Here is a 24,593-nt window from a genome sequence, read left to right as displayed (position 1 = left end):
AGCTGTCACCAGAGGTGACAGAGCGAAGGAGTCGCGCTCGTGCTCGACGAAGAAGCCCCGTTCAGCCTGACGGTCGACACCACCGGTCCCGCGCCGGTGGTCCGGGTCAGCGGCGATCTCGACCTGGAGACGTCGCCCGAACTGACCGATCAGCTCAAGGTCCTGCTCGGCCCACACCTGCTGGTCATCGACCTGACCGATGTCGAGTTCATGGACTCGACCGGTCTGGGCGTCCTGGTCGGCGCCCACAAGGAGTCGAGCTCGCGCGGCGGCTCCCTGGCCCTGGTCGGCGCTCAGCACCGTGTCCAGAAGATCCTCCGCATCACCAAGCTGCACAAGGTCTTCACGCTCTACCCGACCCTCGACGCACTCGCCGAGGACCTGGCCACCCAACTCCTCGTTCCCGCAGCCGACGGCCCCCTCCCCACCACGCCCCCGGCTCCGCCCGTCGAACCCCTCGCCGGGACAGATCGGAGTACAGGGACCGATGACGACCGGTGACGGCTCGTGGGATGCGGAGTCGTTGAGATCCGGAGACCTGCGGGCGGGTTTCGGCGCGGACCTGCAGGCGTCTTCGGAGCTGGCCGACGACGGTACCCGGACGCCGCGGGCTGAGATCGTCGAGGCGATTTCGCTGGCTATGGCCGGGTCGCTGAATCTGCGGCGGTGTGTCCTTCAGTTGCTGACCGCGGTCCGGCCGGAGCTCGCCGACTGGGCGATGGTCGTACTGACCAACCCGCGGACCGGTGCGCTGACGCTCTACGGCGGGGACGACCCGTCGGCCACGGGGAAGGCTTCGCGGCGGTCCGTGGCGGGCCAGGCACTGGATCGCATCCTGACCACCGGCCGCACCGAGTTGCTGCACGTCTCACCCGACACGGCCGTGGCCGACGGCCTGGCCAGCATGGTGCCGACCAAAGTCCTTCGCGAGCAGGCGGCACAGCTCCGGCCGGTCGACGTCCTCGGGTTGGGATTGACCGCCCGCGGCGTCACCCTGGGCGCTCTCGTGGTTGTCCGCGGCCAGGGTCGTGGCTTCAGCCAAGAGGACGTTGCCCTGTCCGAGTTGCTCGCCTCCCGCGGCAGCCTGGCGCTGGACTCCGCGCGCTTGTACGAGCAGCGCAGCCGGGTTGCTGCCGCCCTGCAGGCCAGCCTCGTACCGGCCGCGCTGCCGGTGGTTCCCGGAGTGGACGTCGCGGCGCGGTACCGGCCGGCGATCGAGCAGTTGGACATCGGCGGCGACTTCTACGACATGTTCGGCGCCGAGGACGACTGGCTGGCCGTGCTCGGCGATGTCTGCGGCAAGGGTGTCGACGCCGCGGTGCTGACCGGTCGAGCCAGGCAGAGCCTCCGCACCGCCGCGCACTTCGAGCGGCGGCCTGGCGCGTTGCTGTCAGCCTTCAACACGGTCTTCCACGAGGACACCTCCGACCGTTTCATCACCCTCGTCTGCCTCCGGTTGAGGCCAGCCGCAGGTGGCCGGTCGGCGGACGTCGAGATCGCCGTGGCGGGCCACGCCGGTCCTGTCGTAGTCCGTGCGGACGGCCGAGCCGAGCAGCTCGAGATCGAGGGAACGGTGGCGGGCGTGCTTCCCGACGTCGACTACCCGACCACGACCGTTCGGCTGGAACAGGGTGACGCCCTGCTGCTGTTCACCGATGGAGTCGAAGAAGCCCGCGGTCAGGAAGGTTTCTACGGCCTGGATCGCCTGCTGAACCTGCTGGGGGAGTACGCCGGAGCCGGCGCGGACGCGATCTGCGGAGCCGTCGAGCAGGATGTCGTCGAGCACCTCGACGGCCGGTCCCACGATGACATCGCCCTGCTCGCGATCAGCTGCGGAGGCCCGACCGGATGGCAGAACTGACCGAGTCGCTGGCGGACTTCGAGGCGGCCTTGGCGGCGGTGGACACCTCGGCGGCGATCGGAGTCGTCGACGACCTGCTGGTGGCAGGGGTCGCCCCGGTGACTGTGTTGACCGGCGTCATCGCGGCAGCGCAGCGGAACGTGGGCGCCCGCTGGCAACGTGGCGACTGGACGGTGGCCGAGGAGCACGCCGCGACGGCGGTGGCGGCGGCCGCGACGGAAGCCGTTGCCAGGCATGCCCGGCTGACCCCGATCACCCGCGGCAAGGCGCTCGTGGCCTGCGCAGAGCGCGAGTGGCACGCCCTGCCCGCGATGATCATCGACTGCGCGCTCAGAGCAGACGGGTGGGACACCACGCTGCTCGGTGCTTCCACGCCACCGCTCCGCCTTGGCCAGTATCTGCAGGACCTTGGCCCGGATGCCCTCGCGGTCAGTTGCTCGATGCTCGGCGCACTGCCGACGACCAGGCGGTTCATCGAGGCGAGCACGACCGCCGGCATCCCGATCGTCGTCGGTGGTGCGGCGTTCGGCCCGGACGACCTCCGTGCCCGCGCGCTGGGAGCGGCGGCCTGGGCGCCCGACGCCCCGAGCGCTGTCGAGGCCGCCCGCGCCCTGCCGGCCGTAGTACCGGCGGTGGCGCCGCTCCCGGATGCAGCAGTTGCCGAGCAGGCCGCGCTCGAGTTGTCCCACCGGGAGTTGGTGGCAAGCCTGCTCGCGGACTGGCAGGTCGATCCGGGGCTCGAGGTCGCGGAGGACGCCGTCCAGCAAGTGCTGCACGCAGTGTGGGCCGGACTGATGACCGGTGATCCGCGAGTGGTCCCGCAGACCGCCGCCTGGATCGCCGAGATCCTCCGCTCGCGAGGTGAGGACCCGGAGAAAGTCACCGCGCTCGGAGGGCTGCTGCGGACCTGCCTGCGCGACTATCCGCTGGCCCACTCGCTCATCGACAACTCCTGGCCGGCCTTCGTCCACTGAGGTCTGAAGGCCGGCGCATCACCGGAGCTCCTCGAGCACCACGTCGTCGAGCTGGAACCAGACGTCCTGGCCGTGCCCGAAGAAGCCCGCGTAGAGCTGGATCAGCGACTCACGCCCGGTTTCGACCTCCACACTGACCTTCGTGTACTCCGGATGCGCGCCACCGGGCTTCTCGGCCAGCACCTCAGTCGGGTCGCCTGCGCAGGGGGCTGTGCTTTACTGCTGCTGGTGCGATTCCAAGGTGTGGCGGCAGGGAGTGATCCCGGGCCCGCCGGCTCCGTCCGGTCGACGGAGTGACCCGGCAACGACCGGGGCCATGCGGTGATACCCCGCTCCTGCTCGGATCCGCCCGGGTCCCTGGTTGATGATCTCTCTCACCCAGAGGTAGCGAACGCATGTTCACAGGACTTATCGAGACCACCGCCACCGTCGCCGAGGTGCGCGCGGACTCCCTCCGGATCAGCGTCGATCCGGAACTCCCACTGGCCGCCGGGGGCGCCGTCTGCCTGGACGGCGTCCGGCTCACGATGGAGTCGGCAGCCCCGGGCGAACTGGTGGTCACCGTCACCGATGAGACCCGCCGCCGGACCGCTCTCGACCAGATCACCGCCGGTACTGCGGTCCACTTCGAGCTGCCCCTGGTCGCCGGTGACCGGATCGACGGTCATCTCGTCCAGGGGCACGTCGACGGCGTCGGCAAGGTGCTCCGGGTCGATGACGAGCCCGCGGGGCGCCGGGTCTGGATCAAGCCCGGCGACCGGTTGCTGGCCCGGCTGGTGGCGAAGTCCTCGGTCGCGCTGAACGGAGTGAGCCTCACCGTCGCCGAGGTGCTGAAGGACCGGTTCTCCGTCGTCCTGGTGCCGAACACCTTGGCCAAGACGAATCTCGGCAATCTCGGAGCCGGTGATCGGGTCAACCTGGAGAGCGACCTGCTCACCCGGATGGCCCGCGAAGGACACGGACCCGAGCTGATCGAAGCGGTTGCTCGCCTGCCCTGGGCGGGCCACCTGAGTGGGCCGGTCGGAGTACAGAAGGTGGTCGCGCAACTGGCTGCCGGTGGTGGCGTGGTGGTCTGGGATCCAACGCTGGAAGGCGAAGGAGATGTGGTCTTCGCCGGCGAGCGGTTCCGGCCGGAGGCGATGACCTTCCTGCTCACGCAGGTCTGTGGACATACGACGATTCCCTGCGCTGCCGAGGTCCTGGAACGGCTGGAGATCCCGAGGATGCCCGGGGAAGGGGACCGGCAGGGCACCGCGATGCATGTCCCGGTCGACCTGGCGTCGCTGCCGGGCACCGGGGTGAGTGCCGCTGATCGGGCGGCGACGATCCGGCGGCTGGCTGATCCGCACGCCAAGGCCGAGGACTTTCTGAAGCCTGGGCATGTGTTCCCGTTGGCGGCCCGGCCCGGGTTGCTGGCCGAGCGGCGCGGCCACACGGAGGCGACCGTCGCGCTGTGTGTCGCGGCCGGGCTGGCGCCTGTCGGCGTGTGCTGCGAGGTGATGCGGCCGGACGGGGTGATGGCGGACGCGGCCGACCTCGAGCAGTTCGCGCTGCGCTGGGACCTGCCGATGATCGACGTGCACGACCTGGCCCGGTGGCTGTGATGAAGGGGTCCGACCTGTACGACGATCCGGTGTTCCTCGCGGGGTAAGCGGTCCGGCAGTGACCCTGGACTGAATCAACCGTTAGAGTTACCGACTGGAAACATCGGCCTGCTATCGCTGGGTCACCCCCGGCGGGCTCGGAGGATCGACGTGGCACTGGGTAGGACGTCCCCGCGGGACCTGCCGCTGTTCGCGGACCTGTCCGGACGGGAGATCAAGGACATCTTCCGCGCCGGTGAGGAGGTCTCGGTGCCCGCCGGCTGGTCACTCATCCTGGAACAGACCCCACCGGATGCCGCGTACCTGATCCTCAGCGGTACTGCGGCGGTCCGGGTCAAGGGCGACGAGATCGCCGAGCTCGGCCCGGGCGACATCGCCGGCGAGGTCGCGGTCCGGCAGAACCGGTTGCGGACGGCAACCGTGACGGCGAAGAGCCGGCTGCAACTGCTGCACTTCACCCGGGAGAAGTTCGACGACCTGACGAACCGGTTGCCGAACTTCCGGGACGCCATCGACGCGACCATCGCCGAGCGGCGCGGTGACAAGTCCAGCTCCTGAGCCTGATCTCGGGGCGCTGCAGAAGGACTTCGAGCAGGCGCTGCTCGGCGGCGAACGCAAGTTCACCCGGATCGAGGTGTCCGAGCGGGCCGGGGTATCGAGCGAGCGCGCCGAGCGGATGTGGCGCGCGCTCGGGTTCGCGACCGTGCCGGACGACGAGGTCGCCTTCACCGACGGCGATGTCGAGGCGCTCCGGCTGGTCGCCGCCCTGGAGGACGACGGCTTCATTGACCCGGCGGTCGAGTCGTCGCTGGCCCGCAAGCTCGGCCAGACCCAGTCCCGGCTGGCCTCCTGGCAGTCCGCGATGTTCCTCGAGCTACTGGGCGCCTCGAAGCTGAAGGCGGACGACGCGATCGAGGTCGCGGCTTTGTTGCTTCCGGCAATGGAGCGGCTGCAGACCTACGTCTGGCGGCGGCACCTGGCCGCCGCGGCGGGCCGCGCGGTGGCCGGCTCGGACGAGCTCGCCCGCGGCGTCCGGGTGGTCGGCTTCGCGGACATCGTGAGCTTCACCCGGTTGACCCGGCGACTGTCCGAGCCCGAGCTGGGCCGGCTGATCGAGCGCTTCGAGGGCCTGGCCGCGGACGTGGTCGCGCTGAACGGCGGCCGGGTGATCAAGTCCATCGGCGACGAGGTCCTCTTCGTCACGGACACCCCTGCGCAGGGTGCGGCGGTCGCACTGGCCCTGCAGGACAAGATGCGCGAGGCCGGCGACCTGCCCGAGCTGCGGATCGGCCTCTCCTACGGCAGCATCCTGATCCGCCTCGGTGACGTGTACGGCGAGGTCGTCAACCTCGCGTCGCGCCTGACCTCGGAGTGCAAGCCCGGCCGCGTCCTGATCGACCGCGAACTCGCCGCCGCCCTGGACGGCCACCCGTCGTACCGGCTGCGCAGGCTCCGACGGGTCTCCGTCCGCGGCTACCACCACCTCACGCCGTACGCCCTGCAGCGCACTGACGAGTCCTGACGCTCAGTCGGGCAGGTCCGCGATGCGGGTGGAGATGCGCTCAAGGAGAGCCAGTTCCTCCACGCTGAGGTGGTCGATGAAGCGGCTCCGGACCGAGTCGAGATGCCCGGGCGCCGCGGCCGCCAGTACTTCGAAGCCGTGGTCGGTCAGGTGGTAGATCGAGCCGCGGGCGTCGGCGGGATCCGGCTCGCGCTCGATCAGGCCGCGGGCCTCCATCCGGGCCGCGTGGTGCGACAGCCGGCTGCGTGACCACTGCATCTTGTCCGCGAAGTCCTTCAGGCCCCAACTGCGGCCGGGCTTCTCCGACAACGTGCTGAGCACCTCGTAGTCGGCGGTGGACAGCCCGAGCTGGTTGAGATCCCGCGCGAGACGGGACGGAACGACGGTCAGCAGCCGCCGGACAGCCCGCCAGGCGCGTTCTTCGTCGGTGTCGAGCCATCGGGTCCCGGTCACGGCTCCGATCCTACTTCTTTGACATATCAAAGAACATGGATAAGATCTTTGACATGTCAAAGAAAGTGCTCGTGGTGGTTGCCAGCACCCGGCCCGGCCGGCTCGGTCCGGCAGTGGCGTCGTGGTTCGTGCGGGCCACGGCCGGTACGGCGATCGATCTGGGCGTCGAGGTGGAGGTGGCCGACCTCGCCGAAGTGGGGCTGCCGTTCCTCGACGAGCCGGAGCACCCGGCGACCGGCATCTACCAGCACGAGCACACGAGGGTCTGGAGCCGGCGGGTGGCGGCCGCGGATGCTCTCGTGTTCGTGACGAGCGAGTACAACTTCGCGATGCCCGCCACGCTGAAGAACGCGTTCGACTACCTCAGCGCGGAGTGGGCGTGGAAGCCCTGCCTGTTCATCGGCTACGGGAACACCTCGGCCGGGACGCGCGGCGTACAGATGGCTCGTGGTGTCGCCACCTCGCTGCGGATGCTCTCGATCGGTGACGACATCTTCCTGCGGATCGCGGACGACCTGAGCGACGGAGAAGTGATCGAGACCGAGCGACTGGCCGCCCGAGCGAAGGACGCGCTGACCGAGCTGGCCCGGGTCGCCGACGTACTGCGCCCGCTGTACCGGGCCGACCTGGAGATCGTCCCCGCGGTGCCGGGTGACGCGCCCGAGTTGCTGGTGTTGCAGCGGTGCTGCTGGGTGGACGAGGCGATCGCCAACGAGACGCTCGATCTCCCGGCGCTGGTGGAATCCGAGGACGAGGTGCGCGCGGCGTTACGGACCTGGACGACCTGGTGTGTGCGGTCCGGCGGGCGGCTGGTCGGTTCTGTCCGCGCCAAGCGGGACGGAGATGCCTGGAGCATCGGGCGACTGATGGTGGCTCCCGATCAGCGTCACAGCGGACTGGGTCGCCGGCTGCTCAGCTTCGCCGAGAGCCAGGCGCCGGCCGGAGTCACCGAGGCGACGCTGTTCACCGGCGCCCGGAGCCAACGCAACCAGGCGCTCTATCAAAAGGCCGGCTATTCGCTGTTCACCGAGGATGTCCCAGCGGGTGCGGTGGGCTTGAGGAAGCCCCTTTAAGCTGGCCCCGTGCGGGAGGTTTCGACAACAGCTGACCTGGTCCGGGTATCCGACGACGACCCCATGATCATCTGGTCCGGACAAGGAGACCTCGGGCGCTCCGTGAGGGCCTGGTACGACGGGGACGCGGTGGCAGTGGCATCGCCCGAGCTGTCGAAGCGGGATCGCCTGTCAGTGCGCGGGCCGATCGATCAGCTGGCTCCGCTGGTAGAGCAGGTGCTCGCCGAGGTCGGGACGAGCTTCCGCCCGTTCGGCGACGAGCAGGTCATCCGTGAACTGGCCGAGCGGGTGCCGGGGATGACGTTCGCGGCCGCATTCGGGTGGATGGACACCGCGGAGGTGCCGGTCCAAACGACCACGGCCGCCTGGCTCGACGGCGACACCGGGGTCGAGGAACTGCTCGCCGAGGCGGCCCCCGGGTCCTATGCCTGGCCCGGACGTCCCGGCGTACTGCGCTGGGCTGCTGCCACGGGTGAGGCCGGGGAGTTGCTGAGCATCGCGGCTGATGCGTGGAGTGCGCCCGAGGTGGGTTTCCTGGCCGGAGTGGCGACGCGGCCGTCCGTGCGGGGACAAGGGTTGTCGCGCCAGGTGTGCGGGTTCGTGACGGCCGAGTTGGTGAAGCGGCACGGCCGGACCGGACTGATGGTCGACCGGGACAACGCGGCCGCGATCTCCGTCTACCGCAAACTGGGCTACACGTACCGCGGTGTCGCAGCGGCGCACGTGTAGCCCAGCTCTGGTGCCTTCAGCGGGTCGGCGAGATCGTCAGCGTCACACTCGGGCGCGGTGAGTTCGGCGCGCTCGCGCTGGGACTGGTCGTGGGGGTCGTCGACGGCTTGGTGCTGGTGCCGGCCGACGGGGTCGGCGTTGTCGTCGCAGTGGGCGGGCTGGAGACCGGCGCGGCCGGTGGGATGAACGGCGCCTTGTCGCTGTCCTTGCAGTTGTCCGCGCTCGTGTTGCCCTCGGAGTCCGGGAGGATCATCGCCTGCGGGAACTGATTGCTCTCGGACGGGCGGGTGCTTGACGGATCCGTGCCCCAGTACCCGACGCAGTCCTGGATCTCGACCTTGAGCGGTTTGCCGTCCTGGTCGTAGAGCCGGACCTTGACCTGCCGGCCCTGCTCGTCGAACGGGTAGATGTTCTCGATCCTGTTGCCGTCCATGGTCAGCCCGGACGCGTAGGCGTAGTCGGTGCCCGAGCTGCCGCGGTAGTCGTTGTAGCCGCCGAACAGGCCGTAGGCGGAGCCGCCGACGAAGCTGAAGGCCAGCCAGGCCGGCACGATGACCGTGGCGACCACGTTCAGTGGGACGACGTACCAGAGCCAGCGGCGGTCCTGCTGGGTCCGGCGGCCGATCCAGACCGACACCGCGGCGCCGGCCAGGGCGCCGACCACCGCGACCGCACCGGCGCCGAACAGGGCGAAGAACCCGCCGCCACCGACGACGCCGCGCGCCACCCACCAGACCGGCTGACCGATGCTGACCAGCTCGTGCCGCAGGTTCGGCGGGATCTGGTCGACCAGGTTGCGGATCGAGGCGGCCAGCCGCTGGCCCTGGGCGGTCTCCAGCACGATCCGCGGGTCGTTGCCGTGCAGCGCCCGGACCCCGAAGAAGGCGGCGCCGAAGAGCGTGATCAGACCGAGCAGGATGAAGACGGGCGAGATCCCACCGATCACCACCAGGAACGGCCCGACGGTCGCGGCGATCAGTCCCCAACGCAGGGCGGGCCAGCCGGCCTGGTCGGACGACTGCTCGGCCCGGGGCGGATACCCGGCCGCGGTGCGGAGCTCGTCGGCGTACTGCCTGGGGGTGCCGAGGCGATCCTGCAGGGCCTCGGCGGTCGGCTCGGCCTCGGACTCGGCGGCGACCTCGGCGAGGTGCCCGCTAACGTCGTCGAGCACGTCCTCGAGCTCACCCGGAGGCAGGTCGCTCAGCTCGGCGCGGACCTGAGCCAGGTACACCGCGACCGCTCCGGTGAGTGTGCTGTTCACGTCGCCTCCTCGATCAGCAGCACCGACATCGTGTCGGCGAAGTGGTTCCACGTCTTGGTGGACTCCGCGAGCAGGTCGCGGCCGATCTTGTTCAGCCCGTAGTACTTGCGGTGGGGCCCTTCCTCGCTGGGCTGCACGTACGACGTCAGGGCGCCGGCCGCGAACAGCCGGCGCAGCGTGCCGTACACCGAGGCGTCCGCGACGTCCTCGAGCCCGGCCGAGCGCAGCCGGCGGAGCACGTCGTACCCATAGCCGTCCCCGTCGCGCAGCACCGCCAGAACGGCGAGATCCAGCACGCCTTTGAGCAGTTGGCTCGTGTCCAACGCGTCCACCTCCGCCGTCCGTGCACCGCAAGGACCGGACCCCTCAGACCGATCCTCGCGGTGCTCTGCCAAGCACACTACTACACATCGCGGAGTACTCCGCCATCCTGTTGTACTCGCCGCGTTGCCGGGCCGTGGGGAGCTGAGCACAATCGATCAAGTCCGGGAGCCACCGGAGCGGGCAGAGTGAGGACATGAACTCAACGGACGTGTTCGCGGCCTTCGTCGAGGTCGTCGCCGAGAGCCTGGACGAGCCGGCGACGAAAGGCGCCGACCTCGCGCGCCGGGCCTACCTGTCGCGCTGCCACCTGACCCGGGTGGTCACCGCGGCGATGGGCGAGTCACCGTCGGCCTTCCGGCGCCGGGTGCTGCTCGAACGGGCGGCGTACCGGCTGCTCGCGGAGGACGTCGGGGTGCTCGATCTCGCGATCGACGCCGGCTACGGGTCGCACGAGGCGTTCACCCGCGCGTTCAGCCGGGCGTACGGGATGTCACCGCGCGAGTGGCGCCGGGAGCCGTCGCGGCGGTTCTTCCTGGCGGCGCCGAGCGGGGTTCACTTCCATCCACCGGCAGGCCTGCGCCTGCCCGCACGGAAAGAGGCGAGGGGAATGGACGTACTGGTCAGGATGGTGGAGCACCACGTGTGGCTCACCGGCGAGATGATCGAGCGCGGGAGCCAGCTGGACGCGGCGACGCTGGATCGGCCGATCGAGCTGTCGGTGGAGGGCATCGACGACGACGTGTCGATCCGGTACTTGCTGGACCGGCTCGTCTGGCAGGAGGAGATGTGGCTCGCGTCGGTCGCCGACCGCCCGTTCCAGGTGCCGGACTGCGAGCAGCCGGTGACTACGCCGATCTCCGAGCTGCGCACCCGGCACGCCGACGCGGGGTCGCGGTTCGTTGCCCTGGTCACCGCACTCAACGAGGAGGGTCGCTTCGACGAGAGCTTCGTGGACACCACCTGCGAACCGCCGCGGGTGTTCACCTACGGCGGCATGGTCGCGCACGTGCTGACCTTCGCGGCCCACCGCCGGTCGCTGCTGATCGGCGCCTTCTACACCGCCGGTATCACCGACCTCGGGTTCGGCGACCCGATGCATTTCGTCGCCGACGGAACTCCCAGCTAGGCGCGACCTCCCGGCTAGGCAGCGGTGATCTCCACGGTCGCGCCCGCGGTGATGGTGACGTCGAGCAGCTCGTCACCCTGACGGACCCGGACACTCGCCTCGTGGGGGTTGGTGATCCGGGCCGTCACCAGCCGGCCGTTCTGCCAGGTGACGTCGACGACGAATCCGCCGCGAGCCCGCAGGCCGTGCACCGAACCGTCACGCCAGCTGCTGGGAAGCGCGGGGAGCAGTTCGATCTCCTCGCTCGTCGACTGGACGAGCAGCTCGGCGATTCCGGCGGTGCCGCCCGCGTTGCCGTCGAACGAGTAGATGTTCTGCTCCGCGCCGGCGATCCCGCCGGCGGAGTACGACATCAGGTTGTGTTCACTTGCGTCACCGATCAGGCCGAGCAGGTGCCGCAGCGCGAGGTCGCCGTTCAGCAGGCGGGCGTAGTAGGTCATCAGGTTCGCCTCGACCCACTCAGTCTGCTCCCAGCCCTCGGCGTTCTGCCGCCGTTCGAGGGCGACCTCGGCGGCGCGCGCCAGCTCGGGGGTCAGCCGCGGAGTGATCTGGCGTTCCGGGTACAGCGCGATCAGGTGACTGGTGTGGCGATGGCTGGGCACTGCCTCGTCGAAGTCGACCAGCCACTCCTGCAGTTGGCCGTGCTTGCCGATCTGGAAGGACGGCAGCTTCTCGCGTGCGGCCTCCAGCCGGCTTCGCAGTTCTTCGTCGACGCCCAGCAGGCCGGAGGCCTCCGTGCAGATCCTGAAGAGTGCCTCGATCAGCACGGTGTCGCAGGTCGCGCCCATCGAGAGCGAGCACTGATCGCCGTCGGGCGAGCGGTACCAGTTCTCCGGTGAGTCCGACGGGCCGCTCAGTAGTTGGCCGGTCGCCGGGTCTTCTGTCAGGTAGGCGAGGAAGAACACGGCCGCGTCGCGGAGTACTGGGTAGGCGCGGTCGGCGAGGAAGCCGAGGTCGCGGTTGTACTCGAAGTGCTCCCACAGTTGAAGGGAGATCCAGATCCCGCTGGTCACGTGCAGACCCCAGCCGAGTCCCCAACCCGGCGCGGAGTACCCCCAGGCGTTGGAGACGGTGTGCGAGACCCAGCCCGGTGCGCCGTACAGCTGCGCGGCGGTCTTCTGCCCGCTCGCGCGGAGTCCGTCGATCAGGGTGAACAAGGGAAGCTGGCACTCGCCGAGGCCGGTGATCTCGGCGGCCCAGTAGTTCTGCTGGGTATTGATGTCGAGGTGGAAGTCGTTCGTCCACGGACCACCGGCCGCCCGGCCGTCGTTCCAGGCTCCCTGCAGGGCAAGGGGAAGCGGCGAGTGGGCGCGCGATCCCGCGATCGTCAGATAGCGCCCGTACTGGAAGTACAGCGCGAGCAACTCCGGGTCCTCGCCACCCTTGGCGAGCAACGCTCGCCGCTCATCGGTAGGCAACTCCTGTACTGCGCTGTCGCTGCGGCCGAGGTCGAGACCGACACGGCTCATCAGCGGGGCGTAGTCGTCGAGGTGTGCCTGCTTCAGTGCCTCGTAGCCGACAGCGGAGGCGTGCTCCAACAGGCGGGTCGGACGCTCGGTCGGATCCTCGCCGAGCCAGTCGGAGCCGACGGCGACCAGGATCGTTGCAGCGGTGGCATTCCGTACGACCAAGTGATTGCCTTCGGCTACAACCGTGCCGTCGTCGGGCAACACCTGGGTGCGGAGGTCGAGCGTCGTACCGACCTTGCCGTTGCTGTGGAGTTCCTCGAACGCGTTGCCCTGCAGGCGAATCGTGTCGCCCTCGGCCGTCACCACACCCGGGATCACGTCCTCGGTGAACGACAGCTCGAAGCTCAGAGCGCCGGTGGTGTTTGCTGCCAGGCGCACGACGATCACCCCATCGGCGTGTGACGCGAACACCTCACGCTCGAAGGTGATCCCGCCCCGCTGGAACGTCGTCCGAACGACCGCGTCGTGCAGATCGAGAGACCGCTCGTACCGCGTCGGCTCACCTTCGGCGTCGAAGGTCACCTGGAGTTCGGGGAGCGGGACGTTGGTACCGAAGGAAGTCGGCGTACCGAGCAGGTGTTCGCCGGCCAGGGCTTGCGCCTCGGCGTACCGGCCGGTGAGGAGGAGTTCGCGGATCGTCGGCAGGTGCTCGAGCGCGGTCGGGCTCACGTCGGTGTCCGCGGGTGCGCCGGACCACGCGGTGGACTCCGACAACTGGATGCGCTCGACCCGGTCGCCCGAGTAGACCATCCCGCCCAGCCGGCCGTTCCCGATCGGCACGGCCTCGAACCACCTGGTCGCGGGGCGGGAGAACCACAGCCGACCCGGAGTGCTCGACTGCTGTCCCGGCGCACTGGATCCGGCTACGGCGTGAACGACCTCGTGCTGGCGCATGCGACCTCGGTTCCCATCGTGGAGGGATTTACTTCACCGAGGTAAGTATGACGTCAGTGCAGCGGGTCGTGCAGGTCGGGGCGCTCGCTCGGGGTGGTGATCCGGACCTGGATCGGCTCGGCCTTGGTCGGGGCGGCGACCTTGCCGACGGTCATCGGCAGGTTCAGTTTGCTGTTCGCCAGATCGATGTCGATGGATGCGCCGGTGTCGTTCGGGGTGGTCCACTCGGTGTCGCTCAAGGTCACCGCGAGGCCGAGCACCCGGCCCTTCGGGATCACCTGGTCCTGCGCCCGCAGCGGCACCGTGACCGTGGTCCACTTGCCCGGCGTCAGCGGCTTCGGCTTGCTCAGCGAGTCGCTGTGGGCCGCGTCGATCCAGCCGCGGCTGACGATGCCGTGGTCACTGTCCTCCGTCAGTTTCTGCACGGTGAAGTAGCACGCGTCGTCGTACTGCGACTGCGGCGCGACGCACGTCTCGACGCCGGTCCGGCGGACACCGGAGTACCGCTCGGCCTGTCCGTACTCGACCAGGCGCGCGGTGATCGGAGTGGTGGGCGAGTCAGCCTTGATCCGCAGCGTTACCGTCGGCGTGCCACTGACCCGGATCGCTGCCGGCAGTGGCGCGGACAGGAACATCTGCCGCCCGGCGATGACGTCGGACGGCGTGGCAACGATTGTGTCCTCGGTCAGTGTGGGGTCGTCCGTCACCGTGACGGTTCCCTTGCCGGAGGCACCTAGTTTGCCGGCGGCCAGCGGCACCGGCACGGTCTTCGGCGAGGCGGGCCAGGTGTTGTAGTTCTTCCACACGTCCGGCGCCGTCTCGACGGTCGCGACCGGCTCGCGCATCACGTTGTTCTGCAGGCCCTGCAGCCAGTAGTCGAACCACTTGTGCAGTTCGTCCACCCACTCGTCGCGGCGGAACTCGAACGGGTCGACGTGGTCCTCGAGGCCGAGCCAGATCTTGCGCGGCACCTTGTTCTTGCCCAGGGCATCCCACCACTGCGCGAAGTGGTTGGTCTGGACGTTGTAGTCGCTCAGGCCGTGCGTCAGGAAGACCGACGCCTTCACGTTGCGAGCGTCCTTCAGGTAGTCCCGCTCGGCCCAGAAGGCTGTGTAGTCACCGGTTTCGTCGTCGTCCTGCTCGCCCAGATCGGCCCGTACTGCGTCGCATGCGGGCGTGTCGTGACCGACGTAGCCGCCGAGCCAGGGCATGTAGTCGACCGAGTACGGCACGCCGCCGGAGCGGGAGTAGTCGTACCAGGAGGAGATGGCCGAGATCGGCACGATCGTCTTCAGCCCGCGCACGCCGGTCGCGGCGACCCCGTTGGCCAATGTGCCGTCGTACGACTTGCCGATCATGCCGACCGAGCCGTTCGTCCAGGTCGCCTTCACCGGCCGGCCGTCGCCGGTGCGGGCGGTGTTCCGGCCGTTCAGCCAGTCGATCACCGCGACCACCGAGTCGATCTCGTCCTTGCCGCCGACGTCGCCGCAGCCGGTGGAACGGCTGGTGCCGACGATGTCCACCCCGACCACCGCGTACCCGCGCGGGACGAAGTAGTTGTCGTAGTACAGCGGCATCTTCTGGATCACGCCGGACTCGTCGTAGGTCTTCTTCTCGCTCTCGTTGCCGCGTCCGCAGCAGGAGTAGTACGGCGAGGCGTCCATGATGACGGGGATCCGCAGCCCGGCGGCCGCGGTCTCACGCGGCCGGACGATGTCCACCGCGATCACGTCGTCGGCGCCGTCGGAATCGGTGTCCATCGTGGTGTCGACGTAGACGGACTCGCGGATCGCGCCCGCGTAGTCGTAGACCGGCTGGGTGCTGCGCGTGCGCGGATCGACGTGCGCCGGGACACCGGCGGCCGCACTCGCGGCAGCGGCGTCGTCGGCGACGGTAGGGGCGGCAACGCTTGGCGCGTCTGGCCCGTCCGGGATCCGGGCGGCTGTTGCGGTACCAGTTGCGGTTCCGAGGCAGAGCACGGTGGACGAGACCAGGATCGTCACCCTGGCACGGACGGTCGTCATGGCTGGGAAGGCTAGTCATTCCCGGGCCGCAAAGCCAGGCTCTGGGAACATTCCCCGCCACTTCTCAGCGACGCAGCGTGATGATGACACCACTTCCGATAGTGTGACCGCCACCCAGGGGGAGCTGTACGGAAGGTGGGTATCCCAGATGAACATGCGAGCACCGGTGACACTGCTCGATGTGGCACAACGCGCGGGTGTGTCCGTGGCGACCGCTTCACGCGTGCTGAACGGCGGCGACCGGGTCCCGCGCCCGGAGTTGCAGGAGCGCGTCCGGGAAGCCGCCGCCGCCCTCGGATACACGCCGAACGCGCAGGCGCAGGCGTTGGCGAAGTCGTCCACCAACGTGGTCGGCATCCTCGTGCACGACATCGAGGACCCGTACTTCGCGGCGATCGCGAACGGGGTGATGCGCGCCGCGGACGAGCGCGGTCTGCTGGTGATGATGGCCAGCACGTTCCGTGATGCCGACCGCGAGATTGCTTACCTGTCCTCGTTGCGTGCACAGCGCGCCCGGGCGGCGGTGATGATCGGTTCCCGCCGTACCGACGCCGAAGGACTCGCCCGCACCGCGACCGAGATCGAGACGTTCCTCAACTCCGGCGCCGGCCTGGCCCTGGTGAGCCAGTCGGGCATGCCGGCGCACACGATCGAGCCGGACAACCGGGCGGGTGCGGCCGAGCTGGCCCGCTCGCTGGTGGGACTCGGCCTGCGGAAGTTCGGCATCCTCGGCGGGCCGGAAGGACTGGCCACCGCGCGGGACCGGCGGGACGGATTCGTCGAGGGTCTGGCCGAGGCCGGCCTGCAAGCGGTGGCCGTGCAGTACGGCGAGTTCACTCGCGACGGCGGACACGCGGCGGCCCTGGAACTCCTTGACAGCAAGGCGGATCTCGACTGCCTGTTCGCGGTGAACGACGTGATGGCCGTCGGTGCGATGTCCGCCCTGCGCGGCCGCGGCATCGACGTACCGGGTGATCTCGGGGTCGCCGGTTTCGACGACATCGCCACCCTGCGCGACGTCTGGCCGGGGTTGACCACGGTGCGGCTGCCGCTGGAGCAGATGGGCCGCCGGGCTCTGGAGCTCGCCATCGGTGGCGGCGAGCCGGAGACCGAGACGTTCAAGGCCGAGGTCGTCCTCCGGGAGAGCACCCGACGGCGCTGAGGTGCGCCGGCGGAGCTGAAATATGCTCGGGCTCGTGACCGAGCCCGTGCACGTCTCCGAGATCTTCGACCCGTCGGCCTGGAAAGAGGTCGACGGGTTCGACCTGTCCGACATCACCTACCACCGTGCGGTCGACGCCGGGGTGGTGCGGATCGCGTTCAACCGCCCCGAGGTGCGCAACGCGTTCCGGCCGCGGACGGTGGACGAGCTGTACCGGGTGCTCGACCACGCACGGATGTCGACCGACGTCGGCTGCGTGCTGCTCACCGGCAACGGGCCGTCCCCGCGCGACGGCGGCTGGGCGTTCTGCTCCGGCGGCGACCAGCGCATCCGCGGCAAGGACGGCTACAAGTACGCCGAGGGCACGACGGCCGACACGATCGACCCGGCCAAGGCGGGACGGCTGCACATCCTCGAGGTGCAGCGGTTGATCCGCTTCATGTCGAAGGTGGTCATCTGTGTCGTTCCCGGCTGGGCCGCCGGTGGCGGACACAGCCTGCACGTCGTGGCCGACCTGACCCTGGCCTCGGCCGAGCACGCGCGGTTCAAGCAGACCGACGCGGACGTGGCCTCCTTCGACGGCGGCTTCGGTTCGGCGTACCTGGCCCGGCAGGTCGGACAGAAGTTCGCGCGCGAGATCTTCTTCCTGGGCGACGAGTACTCGGCCGAGGACGCGTACCGGATGGGCATGGTCAACAAGGTCGTGCCGCACGCTGAGCTGGAGGCAGTCGCGCTGGAGTGGGGCAAGAAGATCTGCGCGAAGTCGCCGACGGCCCAGCGGATGCTGAAGTACGCGTTCAACCTGATCGACGACGGCCTGGTCGGCCAGCAGATCTTCGCGGGTGAGGCGACGCGGCTCGCCTACGCCACCGACGAGGCCGCCGAGGGCCGCGACTCCTTCCTGGAGAAGCGGCCCGCCGACTGGACGCCGTTCCCGTACGCCTTCTGAACCGCTCGGGGTTCAGGCCTTGCGGACGGCTGGCCGAGCTCGCCGTACCGACAGCAGAACAGTTGGTCAGGCCGAAGGCGATAGAGCTGCGAAGTTCTAACGCTATTTCCTGAGTAGTTCTCGGAAATCTTTGTGCGAGGTACTGACAGTGCGCGGTAAATCTCTTACCGTCACCCGGTATGGACAACCTCTCTCGTCGTGGGCTGCTCGCTGGGGCCGGTGCGCTCGTCGCCGCCGGAACCGTGGGAGCCCCTACCGCCTCCGCCCGCCCTGTCCGTGCCGCCGCGCTGCCCGCCACCAAGCGGTTCAAGATGAGCGCGACTACCAACGAGTTCTTCCGCCACAAGCCGTTGTGGGGCCCGACCGTCATGCAGTCGATGGCGTTCGACACCCCGAACAACCGGATCTTCACCGGACAGTTGCGGTCGGGGACCCCGGCCAACAGCGGTGACCTGACGCTGAGCCAACTCAACTTCTCGGGCACCGTCGTCGGGCACATGTACCTGACCGGGTTCGGCCACGCCGTGTCGATCGGCGTCGAGGCCGTCGGTGGTACGTCGTACCTGTGGACCGAGACCGACGTGGACACCACGAACGGACGCGGCCGGCAGATCGCCCGGTTCCCCTGGCAGAACGGCGCCACCCTGAACAAGGACTCCGCCTCGCTGAAGAAGTGGAAGCCGGTCGCGAACGGCAGCGTCTTCACGCCCGCGGTCGACCAGCGGTACGGCCGGATCGGCGTGCGTCACTCGCTGTCCGACGGGATGCACATCAACGTCTACAGCCTGGCGGCCGCCGCGGCCGGCGACTACTCGACCGTGCTCGCCTCCTTCAAGCAGCCGGACCTGACGCCGGGGATCGACTTCCAGGGCTGGGCGCTGTACGGCTCGTACGCGTACTTCTGGGAGGGCGAGGCCTACCCGGGGGAGCCGGACGAGACCAAGGCCAACTCGAAGCTGTGGTGCTACGACATCAACCAGGGCAAGATCGTCGACTCGTTCCTCACCCTGGCCGGCAAGAGCCTGACCTACCGCGAGGCCGAGGGGATGGCGGTCTACGGCTCCATCGACGCGACCGCCCGGCTGTACTTCGGGTTCGCGTCCGGCGTCACCGGCGACCGCCGGGCCAACTTCTTCTACCGCAACACCCTGGTCTGAACCCTTGCGTCCGAAGTACCGAGGTCTATAGCCCTCGGTACTTCGGACGCAAGCGGTTACTGGGCGACGCCGTACAGGCGGTCACCGGCGTCGCCCAGGCCGGGGACGATGTAGCCCTTCTCGTTCAGGTGCGAGTCCATCCCGGCGATCACCAGGTTGCAGGGGATGTGCAGGTCGGCGAGTTCGCGCTCGATCCGCTCGACGCCCTCGGGAGCCGCCAGCAGGCAGATCGCGGTGATGTGGTCGGCGCCGCGGTCCACCAGGAACTGGATCGCCGCGGCCAGCGTGCCACCCGTCGCGAGCATCGGGTCGAGGACGTAGCACTGCCGCCCGGACAGGTCCTCCGGTAGCCGTTCGGCGTACGTCGAGGCGGTCAGAGTCTCCTCGTTCCGGATCATGCCGAGGAAACCGACCTCGGCCGTCGGGAGCAGCCGGGACATGCCCTCGAGCATGCCGAGGCCGGCCCGCAGGATCGGCACCACCAACGGCTTCGGGGCGGTCAGCTTGATCCCCTGGGCCTCGGCGACCGGGGTGGTGACGGTGATCGGGCCGGTCCGGACGTCCCGGGTCGCCTCGTACGCGAGCAGCGTGACGAGTTCCTCGGTCAGCCGCCGGAAGGTGGGCGAATCCGTCCGCTCGTCCCGCAGCGCGGTGAGCTTGTGGGCGACGAGCGGGTGGTCCACGACGAGGATCTGCATGGCCGGAACGCTACCGTCGGCGATTCGCTGCCGGGAACCCTAGTCCTCCGTGTCTGCCGTTCGGCCAGCACACGCCGGACGGCCGACCCGGAGTACGAGCCCGCTGTTAGCGTTGAAACGCAGTCGATTTAGGTCAGCCGGCCCCCGCCCCAGGGCGGCCTCTCCCGAACCGACGAGGACGTGGCGCCCGTGAGCGAGAACACTGGCAAGTCACCCGAAGAGCTCGATCGGTTGCGCCGCCGCGCCGCCTTCCTACGTGAACTGGAGGAAGCCCGCGCTCTCCGCGACCGGATCACCCCCCGAAGAGCCCGGGTCCGGCAGATCCGCGCCGCCATGCGCCGCGCTACCTACCACCACTGACCCTCGTACGCCGGGCCTCCCGTACCGCGCTCGGCGGCTCCTGCCGCGCGTCCGGAGACGCCTGCAGCCGGGCCGGCTGACCCGCCTACGCCGGGTGGGGGTGGGTCTCGGAGTGGCACCGATCTGCTGGTGAATGTGTGAACATCTCCCGCCTGGCGCGGGAGTCTGCGACGATGAGCGCGTGTCTGATCCCACGGCTGGGCCGATGACCACCACCACAGAGCTCGACTTCGCAGTCGCTGCTTACACCGAGGATGGGGACTGGCTCGTCACGCCGCTGGTGCTGCGCGGGGAACCCGACCTGTCCGCGCTGGTCTCCGCGCTGCGGCGCTACCCCGGGGACCAGGGGGTGCTCGGGATGATCTCCGTCGACGAGGACTTCTTCATCCTGCTCCGGGTGATCGGCGGCCGGGCCCGGCTGCTGATCTCGGACGTCACCGCCGCGACAGAGTGGCCGCTGGCCAAGCAGGTGGTCGACGAGCTGGACATCCCGCTGGCCGATGACGACGACGAGCAGGTGCCTGCCGGGGACCTGGCCATCATCGCCGATCTGGGCATGAGCGCGATGGACCTCGGCGCGCTGATCGACGACGTCGACCTGTACCCCGAGGAGATGCTCGAGGAGATCGCCGAGGCACTCGGCTTCGGCAACCAGTTCCACGAAGCGCTCGAAACCATTGGCTAACCCGGCACACGCGGCCTGGGCCCGGCTGATGCGGCTGGCGCTGGACGAGGCGGAGCTGGCGCGGGGGAGCGCCGACGTACCGATCGGGGCGGTCGTGGTGGACCCCGACGGACAGGTGATCGGGCGCGGGCACAACGAGCGCGAGGCGACCGGGGACCCGACCGCGCACGCCGAGGTACTGGCGATCCGCGCGGCCGCCGAGCACGTCGGCGAGTGGCGGCTGACCGGCTGCACGCTGGTGGTCACGCTGGAGCCCTGCACGATGTGCGCGGGGGCGATCGTGTTGTCCCGGCTGGACCGCCTGGTCTTCGGCGCGTACGACGAGAAGGCGGGCGCGGTCGGGTCGCTCTGGGACGTCGTGAGGGACCGCAGACTGAACCACAGGCCCGAGGTCGTGGGCGGTGTGATGGCCGACGAGACGGGTGCGCGGCTACGCGATTTCTTCACAGGCCATAGGTCTTGATAGCCTCTGCGGCGGTGGCGTGTCCGAGCGGCCGAAGGAGCGCGCCTCGAAAGCGCGTGAAGGGTATCCCCCTTCCGAGGGTTCAAATCCCTCCGCCACCGCCATGAGTTGGGTGGGTTCCGCACGAAGTGTGGGACCCACCCAACTCATATCAAGTGCTGTGGGATCTGGGAGGAGCCTGCGACGGTTCCCTCCGCCACCGCCAACCACCCTTTGGGTGGGAGTTACGCCGGGGACCCTGATGCTGTGTGATGCGTCAGGGTCTCCGTTCTTTTCCGGCCGGTGGCGCGGTGGCCGGTTCTTTTGTGACATGAATCAGTTCGGCGCCGATGATTCGTTGCCGGAGGCACGGCTCCACTAAGCTGCAGACCCCCGACCTTGAGGGCCGCTGTGGACGTCCATGATCTCGACAGGATCCTGCTCGCCGGTGCCGCGGTGCTGCTGGTGGCGATCGTCGCTGTCCGGCTCTCCGGCCGCCTCGGTCTCCCGTCGCTGCTGATCTACCTCGGCATGGGGTTGCTGCTCGGCGAGTCCGGGCTGGGGATCCAGTTCGAGGACGCGGAGCTCGCGCACGCGCTGGGGTTCGCCGCGCTGGTGATCATCCTGACCGAGGGCGGCCTGACCACCCGGTGGAACGAGGTCCGCCCGGTGATGCCGCTGGGCGTCGTTCTCGCGACCGTCGGCGTCGCGATCAGCGTCGGCGTGGTCGCTTGCGTGGCCCACTTCATCCTCGGCCTCGACTGGCAGATCTCCGTCCTGCTCGGCGCCGTCACGTCGCCCACCGACGCCGCCGCCGTCTTCTCCGTACTCCGCAAGGTCCCGATCCGGCCGAGGTTGCGCGGGGCTCTGGAGGCCGAGTCCGGTCTGAACGACGCCCCGACGGTGCTGCTGGTCACCCTGGTCAGCACCGGCGGCCTCGGCGACCACGGCCTCCCGTACTTCGCCGGCCTGGTCGTCTATGAACTCGTGTTCGGCGCGCTGTTCGGCCTGCTGATCGGCTGGGCGGCGGTGGCCCTGCTGCGCCGGGTGGCGCTCGGCTCGGCCGGCCTCTACCCGCTCGCGATCGTCTCGACCGCCTTCCTCTCGTACGCCGGGGGCACGGTGCTCCTGCACGTCTCCGGGTTCGCCGCGGTGTACGTGACCAGCCTGGTGCTCGGGCGGGCGGAGTTGCCGCACCGGATGGCGACCAGGTCGTTCGTCGACGGGATCGCCTGGCTCGCCCAGATCGGCCTGTTCGTGATGCTCGGCCTACTCGCGTCGCCCAGCATGTTCCGGCTGAACGATGTCCTGCTGGCGCTGGTGATCGGGATCGCCGTCACCGTGGTCGGGCGGTTCGCGGCAGTGGCGATCTCGGCGACGCCGTTCAGGATCCCCTGGAACGAGCAGACCTTCCTCGCCTGGGCCGGGCTGCGCGGCGCCGTACCGATCGTGCTGGCGACGATCCCGCTGGCCGAGCAGGTCCCGCAGGCCGATCGCATCTTCAACGTGGTGTTCGTGCTGGTGCTGCTGTTCACGCTGCTGCAGGGGCCGTCCCTGCCGTGGCTGGCGAAGCGGCTGGGGGTGCTCGACGACAACGCGGCCCAGGAGGTCGACATCGATGTGGCGCCGCTGGAGTCCCTGGGCGCCGACATGCTGCAGGTCCGCGTCCCGAGCGAGTCGAAGCTGGCCGGCGTCGAGATCGGCGAACTCCGCCTGCCCCAGGGCGTCTCGATCTCCCTGGTGATTCGTGGCACCCGCGCCTTCGTCCCGGACCGCCGTACGGTCCTGAGAGCCGGGGACGCCCTCCTGGTCGTCGCCCCGAGCAGCCTCCGCGAACAAACAGTCCGCCGCCTCCGAGCAGTCAGCCGGGCAGGCCGCCTAGCAGGCTGGTTCGGCGAACGAGGCCGAGAGAATCTCTGACCACCCGCACGCCAGGCTCCGGCAGGTCGGAGTACAGGGTGTGGCTGGACCGGCCGCGGAGGTCAGTTGGGGTTCTGTCCGGAGGGGATGGGTTGGGTGCCTCGGACGATCGGGAGGCAGTGGGTGCTGCCGGCGGGGACGCCGATCGACGGGGTGCCCTTGACCTTCAGCGTCTTGTAGCCGCGGCCGACGATCAGGTCGACGGTGTGGTCCGGCCGGTTGTCGCCGACGGGCGCGGCCTTCTGGGTCAGCTGACCGGCGACCAGCTGCAGCTCGGGCGACTTGTCGGTGGTGCCGCGGACCGCGACGACGTCGACCTTGTCACCCTTCGGCTCGTTGGCGATCTTGCCGATGTTGAACCCGCGCTTCTTCAGCTCCTCCGCCACCGCGGCCGCAGTACCGGCCTTGGCGCCGCCGTTGTAGACGTTCACCACGACCTGCTTGGGCACCATCCGGTTGTTCGGCAGTGTCTGGTCGACGCAGTTCGCCTCGGCGCTGCTCTTGGTGAGCGAGTTCCACCCCCACCAGGCGCCACTGACCAGCAGGCCGAGCAGCACCACCATGGTGACGGGCGTCCGCCAGTGGATCCGCGAGTGTGGCCTCGGCTGCGGCTGGAGAGCGCTCATCTGGTCCCCCGACTCATTCGACTTATTCCACGACCAGTACCCGTGCGTGCAGAACCAAACGCTGTTGCAGGGCCGCGCGGAGGGCCCGGTGCAGCCCGTCCTCGAGGTACATCTCCCCCTTGAACTCGACCACGTGGGCGAACAGGTCGCCGTAGAAGGTCGAGTCCTCGTCCAGCAGCGCGTTCAGGTCGAGAGTGCCCTTGGTCGTGACGAGCTGGTCCAGCCTGACCTGCCTCGGTGGCAGCACAGACCAGTCCTTCGGCTTGTACCCGTGATCCGGGTACGGCCGTTCCTCCCCGACGCGCTTGAAGATCACCCACCGAAGTCTAGCGGGGGAACAGGTCCTACGAGATGGTCAGGAATGTCACCGGGAAAGTCGTGACCAGGACTCAACCTTCTGAGCCTGGTGGGCGTCCCACAGGGATCGGCACTAGTAGGGGGCAAAGATGAGAGTTCTGACCAGGCTAGGGGTGGGGGCCGCGACTCTGGTGGTCGCGGTCGTGGGGATGACGATCCCGGCGGACGCGCTGACCATCACCCAGAACAAGGCGGCGCAGACCCGGTTGAACCGGCTGGGCTGCACAGCGGGACCGGTGGACGGCAAAGTAGGGGCGATGACCCAGGCGGTTCCAGTCCGCGAACAAGCTGTCCCAGAGCGGCAAGCTCGCCGGTACGACGTACACCCGGCTGATGGCATCCACGGCCAAGCGGTGCGACGTACGGCCGGTACCGGCGGGGACCGGTGGCGGTCGCCGGATCGTGATCAGCCAGGGCCAGAACTGGGTCTGGCTGATCGATGCCAGGGGCAAGGTCGTCCGGCAGGCCGGCATCATCGACAACCCGCGCTACCTGAAGCCGGGGACCTACAGGAGCGGCGCCAAGTGCGGACGGGCCGCCAAGATCAGGAAGAACACCGACGGCGCGAGCCTGTACCTGAACAACTTCGTCCGCTTCGCCCCGTGCGGGATCGGCTTCCACCAGATCCCGACGTACAAGCGGGGCGGCGCCCAGATCCACGCCGACTGGCTGCTGGGCACCAACGCCAAGGCCTCGCACGGCTGCATCCGCGTCTCCAAGGCGATGTCGTCCTACATCTGGTCGTTCACCACCACCGGCACCCGAGTCGTCGTCATCCGCTGACCCGGGCCCGTCCAGCCTCGTGCTCTGAGCCCGGAGTACCAGCGACTCCGCGCTCAGGGCACTGTTTTGCCGGTCCGGGCACTAGCATCTCGAACGCACGGGGAGTGTGTTCCCTTCGTTCGTTCGAAAGGCATCACTGA

At 69.1% G+C, this 24,593-nt stretch carries 26 protein-coding genes and 1 tRNA gene; 18 read left to right on the top strand and 9 right to left on the bottom strand.

The genetic code is table 11. From position 1 onward, the window contains the following. The first annotated feature begins 39 nt into the window (after nt 1-39). The 3 genes from EV648_RS10510 to EV648_RS10500 are packed head-to-tail and all read left to right on the top strand — an operon-like array spanning nt 40 to nt 2,835. Nucleotides 40-501 (top strand): STAS domain-containing protein, encoded by a 462-nt coding sequence (locus EV648_RS10510; protein ID WP_132288290.1) that lies wholly within the window; start codon nt 40-42, stop codon nt 499-501. After that, entirely contained in the window at nt 488-1,861 is a 1,374-nt protein-coding gene (locus EV648_RS10505; RefSeq protein WP_132288287.1) for a PP2C family protein-serine/threonine phosphatase, read from the top strand. Before EV648_RS10510 ends, EV648_RS10505 begins: the two co-directional genes overlap by 14 nt. Further along, nucleotides 1,849-2,835, top strand: coding sequence for a B12-binding domain-containing protein (locus EV648_RS10500; RefSeq protein WP_132288284.1), 987 nt, complete (start codon nt 1,849-1,851; stop codon nt 2,833-2,835). Before EV648_RS10505 ends, EV648_RS10500 begins: the two co-directional genes overlap by 13 nt. Nucleotides 2,836-2,853: 18 nt before the next feature. On the opposite strand, the gene EV648_RS10495 is transcribed toward EV648_RS10500, so the two are convergent. After that, nucleotides 2,854-3,018 carry a hypothetical protein gene (locus EV648_RS10495; protein WP_241995020.1) on the bottom strand — a complete coding sequence of 55 codons (165 nt, stop codon included), beginning with the start codon at nt 3,016-3,018 and terminating at the stop codon, nt 2,854-2,856. Nucleotides 3,019-3,230: 212 nt separating this feature from the next. Between EV648_RS10495 and EV648_RS10490 the strand changes: the two genes are divergently transcribed. From EV648_RS10490 to EV648_RS10480, 3 genes are all read left to right on the top strand, one after another. Next, nucleotides 3,231-4,439 carry a riboflavin synthase gene (locus tag EV648_RS10490; RefSeq protein ID WP_132288281.1) on the top strand — a complete coding sequence of 403 codons (1,209 nt, stop codon included), beginning with the start codon at nt 3,231-3,233 and terminating at the stop codon, nt 4,437-4,439. 150 nt (nt 4,440-4,589) lie between these two features. Then, a complete protein-coding gene (locus tag EV648_RS10485; protein WP_132288278.1) occupies nt 4,590-4,997 on the top strand; it encodes a cyclic nucleotide-binding domain-containing protein in 408 nt (135 codons plus the stop codon). Continuing rightward, complete coding sequence (locus tag EV648_RS10480) at nt 4,978-5,961, top strand: adenylate/guanylate cyclase domain-containing protein (protein WP_241995019.1); 984 nt, start codon at nt 4,978-4,980, stop codon at nt 5,959-5,961. The genes EV648_RS10485 and EV648_RS10480 overlap by 20 nt, the downstream gene beginning before the upstream one ends. Before the next feature lie 3 nt (nt 5,962-5,964). Here the strand turns inward: EV648_RS10480 and EV648_RS10475 are convergent, their stop codons facing one another. Beyond that, nucleotides 5,965-6,414 (bottom strand): MarR family winged helix-turn-helix transcriptional regulator, encoded by a 450-nt coding sequence (locus EV648_RS10475; RefSeq protein WP_132288275.1) that lies wholly within the window; start codon nt 6,412-6,414, stop codon nt 5,965-5,967. Nucleotides 6,415-6,467: 53 nt separating this feature from the next. On the opposite strand from EV648_RS10475, the gene EV648_RS10470 reads away from it, so the two are divergent. Together EV648_RS10470 and EV648_RS10465 are read left to right on the top strand one after the other, a co-directional pair. Next, entirely contained in the window at nt 6,468-7,487 is a 1,020-nt protein-coding gene (locus EV648_RS10470; protein WP_132288273.1) for a bifunctional NAD(P)H-dependent oxidoreductase/GNAT family N-acetyltransferase, read from the top strand. A 9-nt stretch (nt 7,488-7,496) separates the two neighbouring features. Next, on the top strand, nt 7,497-8,216 hold the full coding sequence (locus EV648_RS10465; protein WP_241995018.1) for a GNAT family N-acetyltransferase: 720 nt from the start codon (nt 7,497-7,499) through the stop codon (nt 8,214-8,216). Nucleotides 8,217-8,232: 16 nt separating this feature from the next. Here EV648_RS10465 and EV648_RS10460 read toward each other — a convergent pair whose 3' ends face one another. Next, the gene (locus EV648_RS10460; protein WP_132288270.1) at nt 8,233-9,477 is read right to left on the bottom strand and encodes a hypothetical protein; all 1,245 of its coding nucleotides are present in this window, start codon (nt 9,475-9,477) and stop codon (nt 8,233-8,235) included. Continuing rightward, on the bottom strand, nt 9,474-9,809 hold the full coding sequence (locus tag EV648_RS10455) for a PadR family transcriptional regulator (protein WP_241995017.1): 336 nt from the start codon (nt 9,807-9,809) through the stop codon (nt 9,474-9,476). Before EV648_RS10455 ends, EV648_RS10460 begins: the two co-directional genes overlap by 4 nt. A gap of 185 nt (nt 9,810-9,994) precedes the next feature. Here EV648_RS10455 and EV648_RS10450 point away from each other — a divergent pair, with 185 nt between their 5' ends. Next, nucleotides 9,995-10,927 carry an AraC family transcriptional regulator gene (locus tag EV648_RS10450; protein ID WP_132288264.1) on the top strand — a complete coding sequence of 311 codons (933 nt, stop codon included), beginning with the start codon at nt 9,995-9,997 and terminating at the stop codon, nt 10,925-10,927. 14 nt (nt 10,928-10,941) lie between these two features. Here EV648_RS10450 and EV648_RS10445 read toward each other — a convergent pair whose 3' ends face one another. Then, complete coding sequence (locus tag EV648_RS10445; protein WP_132288261.1) at nt 10,942-13,290, bottom strand: glycoside hydrolase N-terminal domain-containing protein; 2,349 nt, start codon at nt 13,288-13,290, stop codon at nt 10,942-10,944. Nucleotides 13,291-13,343: 53 nt separating this feature from the next. After that, nucleotides 13,344-15,314: a Xaa-Pro dipeptidyl-peptidase gene (locus EV648_RS10440; protein ID WP_132288258.1), complete on the bottom strand. Its 1,971-nt coding sequence runs from the start codon at nt 15,312-15,314 to the stop codon at nt 13,344-13,346. A gap of 148 nt (nt 15,315-15,462) precedes the next feature. Here EV648_RS10440 and EV648_RS10435 point away from each other — a divergent pair, with 148 nt between their 5' ends. The 3 genes from EV648_RS10435 to EV648_RS10425 all read left to right on the top strand — a co-directional run bounded on the left by EV648_RS10435 (nt 15,463) and on the right by EV648_RS10425 (nt 18,582). Then, the gene (locus EV648_RS10435) at nt 15,463-16,476 is read left to right on the top strand and encodes a LacI family DNA-binding transcriptional regulator (protein ID WP_132288255.1); all 1,014 of its coding nucleotides are present in this window, start codon (nt 15,463-15,465) and stop codon (nt 16,474-16,476) included. A 34-nt stretch (nt 16,477-16,510) separates the two neighbouring features. Further along, entirely contained in the window at nt 16,511-17,425 is a 915-nt protein-coding gene (locus tag EV648_RS10430; protein ID WP_241995016.1) for a 1,4-dihydroxy-2-naphthoyl-CoA synthase, read from the top strand. Between the two features lie 179 nt (nt 17,426-17,604). Then, a complete protein-coding gene (locus EV648_RS10425) occupies nt 17,605-18,582 on the top strand; it encodes a teichoic acid biosynthesis protein C (RefSeq protein ID WP_132288249.1) in 978 nt (325 codons plus the stop codon). Nucleotides 18,583-18,638: 56 nt separating this feature from the next. Here the strand turns inward: EV648_RS10425 and upp are convergent, their stop codons facing one another. After that, nucleotides 18,639-19,280 carry a uracil phosphoribosyltransferase gene (gene upp, locus EV648_RS10420; protein ID WP_132288246.1) on the bottom strand — a complete coding sequence of 214 codons (642 nt, stop codon included), beginning with the start codon at nt 19,278-19,280 and terminating at the stop codon, nt 18,639-18,641. Between the two features lie 189 nt (nt 19,281-19,469). Here upp and EV648_RS10415 point away from each other — a divergent pair, with 189 nt between their 5' ends. The 5 genes from EV648_RS10415 (at nt 19,470) to EV648_RS10395 (ending at nt 22,687) form a co-directional block, all read left to right on the top strand. Further along, entirely contained in the window at nt 19,470-19,640 is a 171-nt protein-coding gene (locus EV648_RS10415) for a hypothetical protein (RefSeq protein WP_199234523.1), read from the top strand. A gap of 181 nt (nt 19,641-19,821) precedes the next feature. Beyond that, nucleotides 19,822-20,325 carry a tRNA adenosine deaminase-associated protein gene (locus EV648_RS10410; protein WP_369410616.1) on the top strand — a complete coding sequence of 168 codons (504 nt, stop codon included), beginning with the start codon at nt 19,822-19,824 and terminating at the stop codon, nt 20,323-20,325. A gap of 28 nt (nt 20,326-20,353) precedes the next feature. Further along, nucleotides 20,354-20,788, top strand: a complete 435-nt coding sequence (gene tadA / locus EV648_RS10405; protein WP_132196425.1) for a tRNA adenosine(34) deaminase TadA — start codon at nt 20,354-20,356, stop codon at nt 20,786-20,788. A 13-nt stretch (nt 20,789-20,801) separates the two neighbouring features. Continuing rightward, nucleotides 20,802-20,892 (top strand) — tRNA-Ser (locus EV648_RS10400). 286 nt (nt 20,893-21,178) lie between these two features. Next, on the top strand, nt 21,179-22,687 hold the full coding sequence (locus EV648_RS10395) for a potassium/proton antiporter (RefSeq protein WP_132288771.1): 1,509 nt from the start codon (nt 21,179-21,181) through the stop codon (nt 22,685-22,687). Nucleotides 22,688-22,749: 62 nt separating this feature from the next. Here EV648_RS10395 and EV648_RS10390 read toward each other — a convergent pair whose 3' ends face one another. After that, nucleotides 22,750-23,313 (bottom strand): LytR C-terminal domain-containing protein, encoded by a 564-nt coding sequence (locus EV648_RS10390; RefSeq protein ID WP_132288240.1) that lies wholly within the window; start codon nt 23,311-23,313, stop codon nt 22,750-22,752. Between the two features lie 22 nt (nt 23,314-23,335). After that, nucleotides 23,336-23,629: a type II toxin-antitoxin system VapB family antitoxin gene (locus EV648_RS10385; protein WP_132288237.1), complete on the bottom strand. Its 294-nt coding sequence runs from the start codon at nt 23,627-23,629 to the stop codon at nt 23,336-23,338. Nucleotides 23,630-24,003: 374 nt separating this feature from the next. Between EV648_RS10385 and EV648_RS43975 the strand changes: the two genes are divergently transcribed. Beyond that, nucleotides 24,004-24,453, top strand: coding sequence for a L,D-transpeptidase (locus EV648_RS43975; protein WP_241995015.1), 450 nt, complete (start codon nt 24,004-24,006; stop codon nt 24,451-24,453). Nucleotides 24,454-24,593 lie beyond the last annotated feature (140 nt).

The sequence above is a fragment of the Kribbella sp. VKM Ac-2568 genome (genome assembly GCF_004345365.1).
Taxonomy (GTDB): domain Bacteria; phylum Actinomycetota; class Actinomycetes; order Propionibacteriales; family Kribbellaceae; genus Kribbella; species Kribbella orskensis.
Note: the sequence above shows the minus strand (reverse complement) of the source record. Positions and strands in the feature narration are given on the sequence as shown.

Coding starts and splice junctions, on each gene's coding strand:
- EV648_RS10505 (WP_132288287.1), top strand. CDS start 488: ATGACGACCGGTGACGGCTCGTGGGATGCGGAGTCGTTGAGATCCGGA.
- EV648_RS10500 (WP_132288284.1), top strand. CDS start 1,849: ATGGCAGAACTGACCGAGTCGCTGGCGGACTTCGAGGCGGCCTTGGCG.
- EV648_RS10490 (WP_132288281.1), top strand. CDS start 3,231: ATGTTCACAGGACTTATCGAGACCACCGCCACCGTCGCCGAGGTGCGC.
- EV648_RS10470 (WP_132288273.1), top strand. CDS start 6,468: ATGTCAAAGAAAGTGCTCGTGGTGGTTGCCAGCACCCGGCCCGGCCGG.
- EV648_RS10450 (WP_132288264.1), top strand. CDS start 9,995: ATGAACTCAACGGACGTGTTCGCGGCCTTCGTCGAGGTCGTCGCCGAG.
- EV648_RS10445 (WP_132288261.1), bottom strand. CDS start 13,290: ATGCGCCAGCACGAGGTCGTTCACGCCGTAGCCGGATCCAGTGCGCCG.
- EV648_RS10440 (WP_132288258.1), bottom strand. CDS start 15,314: ATGACGACCGTCCGTGCCAGGGTGACGATCCTGGTCTCGTCCACCGTG.
- EV648_RS10435 (WP_132288255.1), top strand. CDS start 15,463: ATGAACATGCGAGCACCGGTGACACTGCTCGATGTGGCACAACGCGCG.
- EV648_RS10425 (WP_132288249.1), top strand. CDS start 17,605: ATGGACAACCTCTCTCGTCGTGGGCTGCTCGCTGGGGCCGGTGCGCTC.
- upp (WP_132288246.1), bottom strand. CDS start 19,280: ATGCAGATCCTCGTCGTGGACCACCCGCTCGTCGCCCACAAGCTCACC.
- tadA (WP_132196425.1), top strand. CDS start 20,354: ATGCGGCTGGCGCTGGACGAGGCGGAGCTGGCGCGGGGGAGCGCCGAC.
- EV648_RS10390 (WP_132288240.1), bottom strand. CDS start 23,313: ATGAGCGCTCTCCAGCCGCAGCCGAGGCCACACTCGCGGATCCACTGG.
- EV648_RS43975 (WP_241995015.1), top strand. CDS start 24,004: ATGGCATCCACGGCCAAGCGGTGCGACGTACGGCCGGTACCGGCGGGG.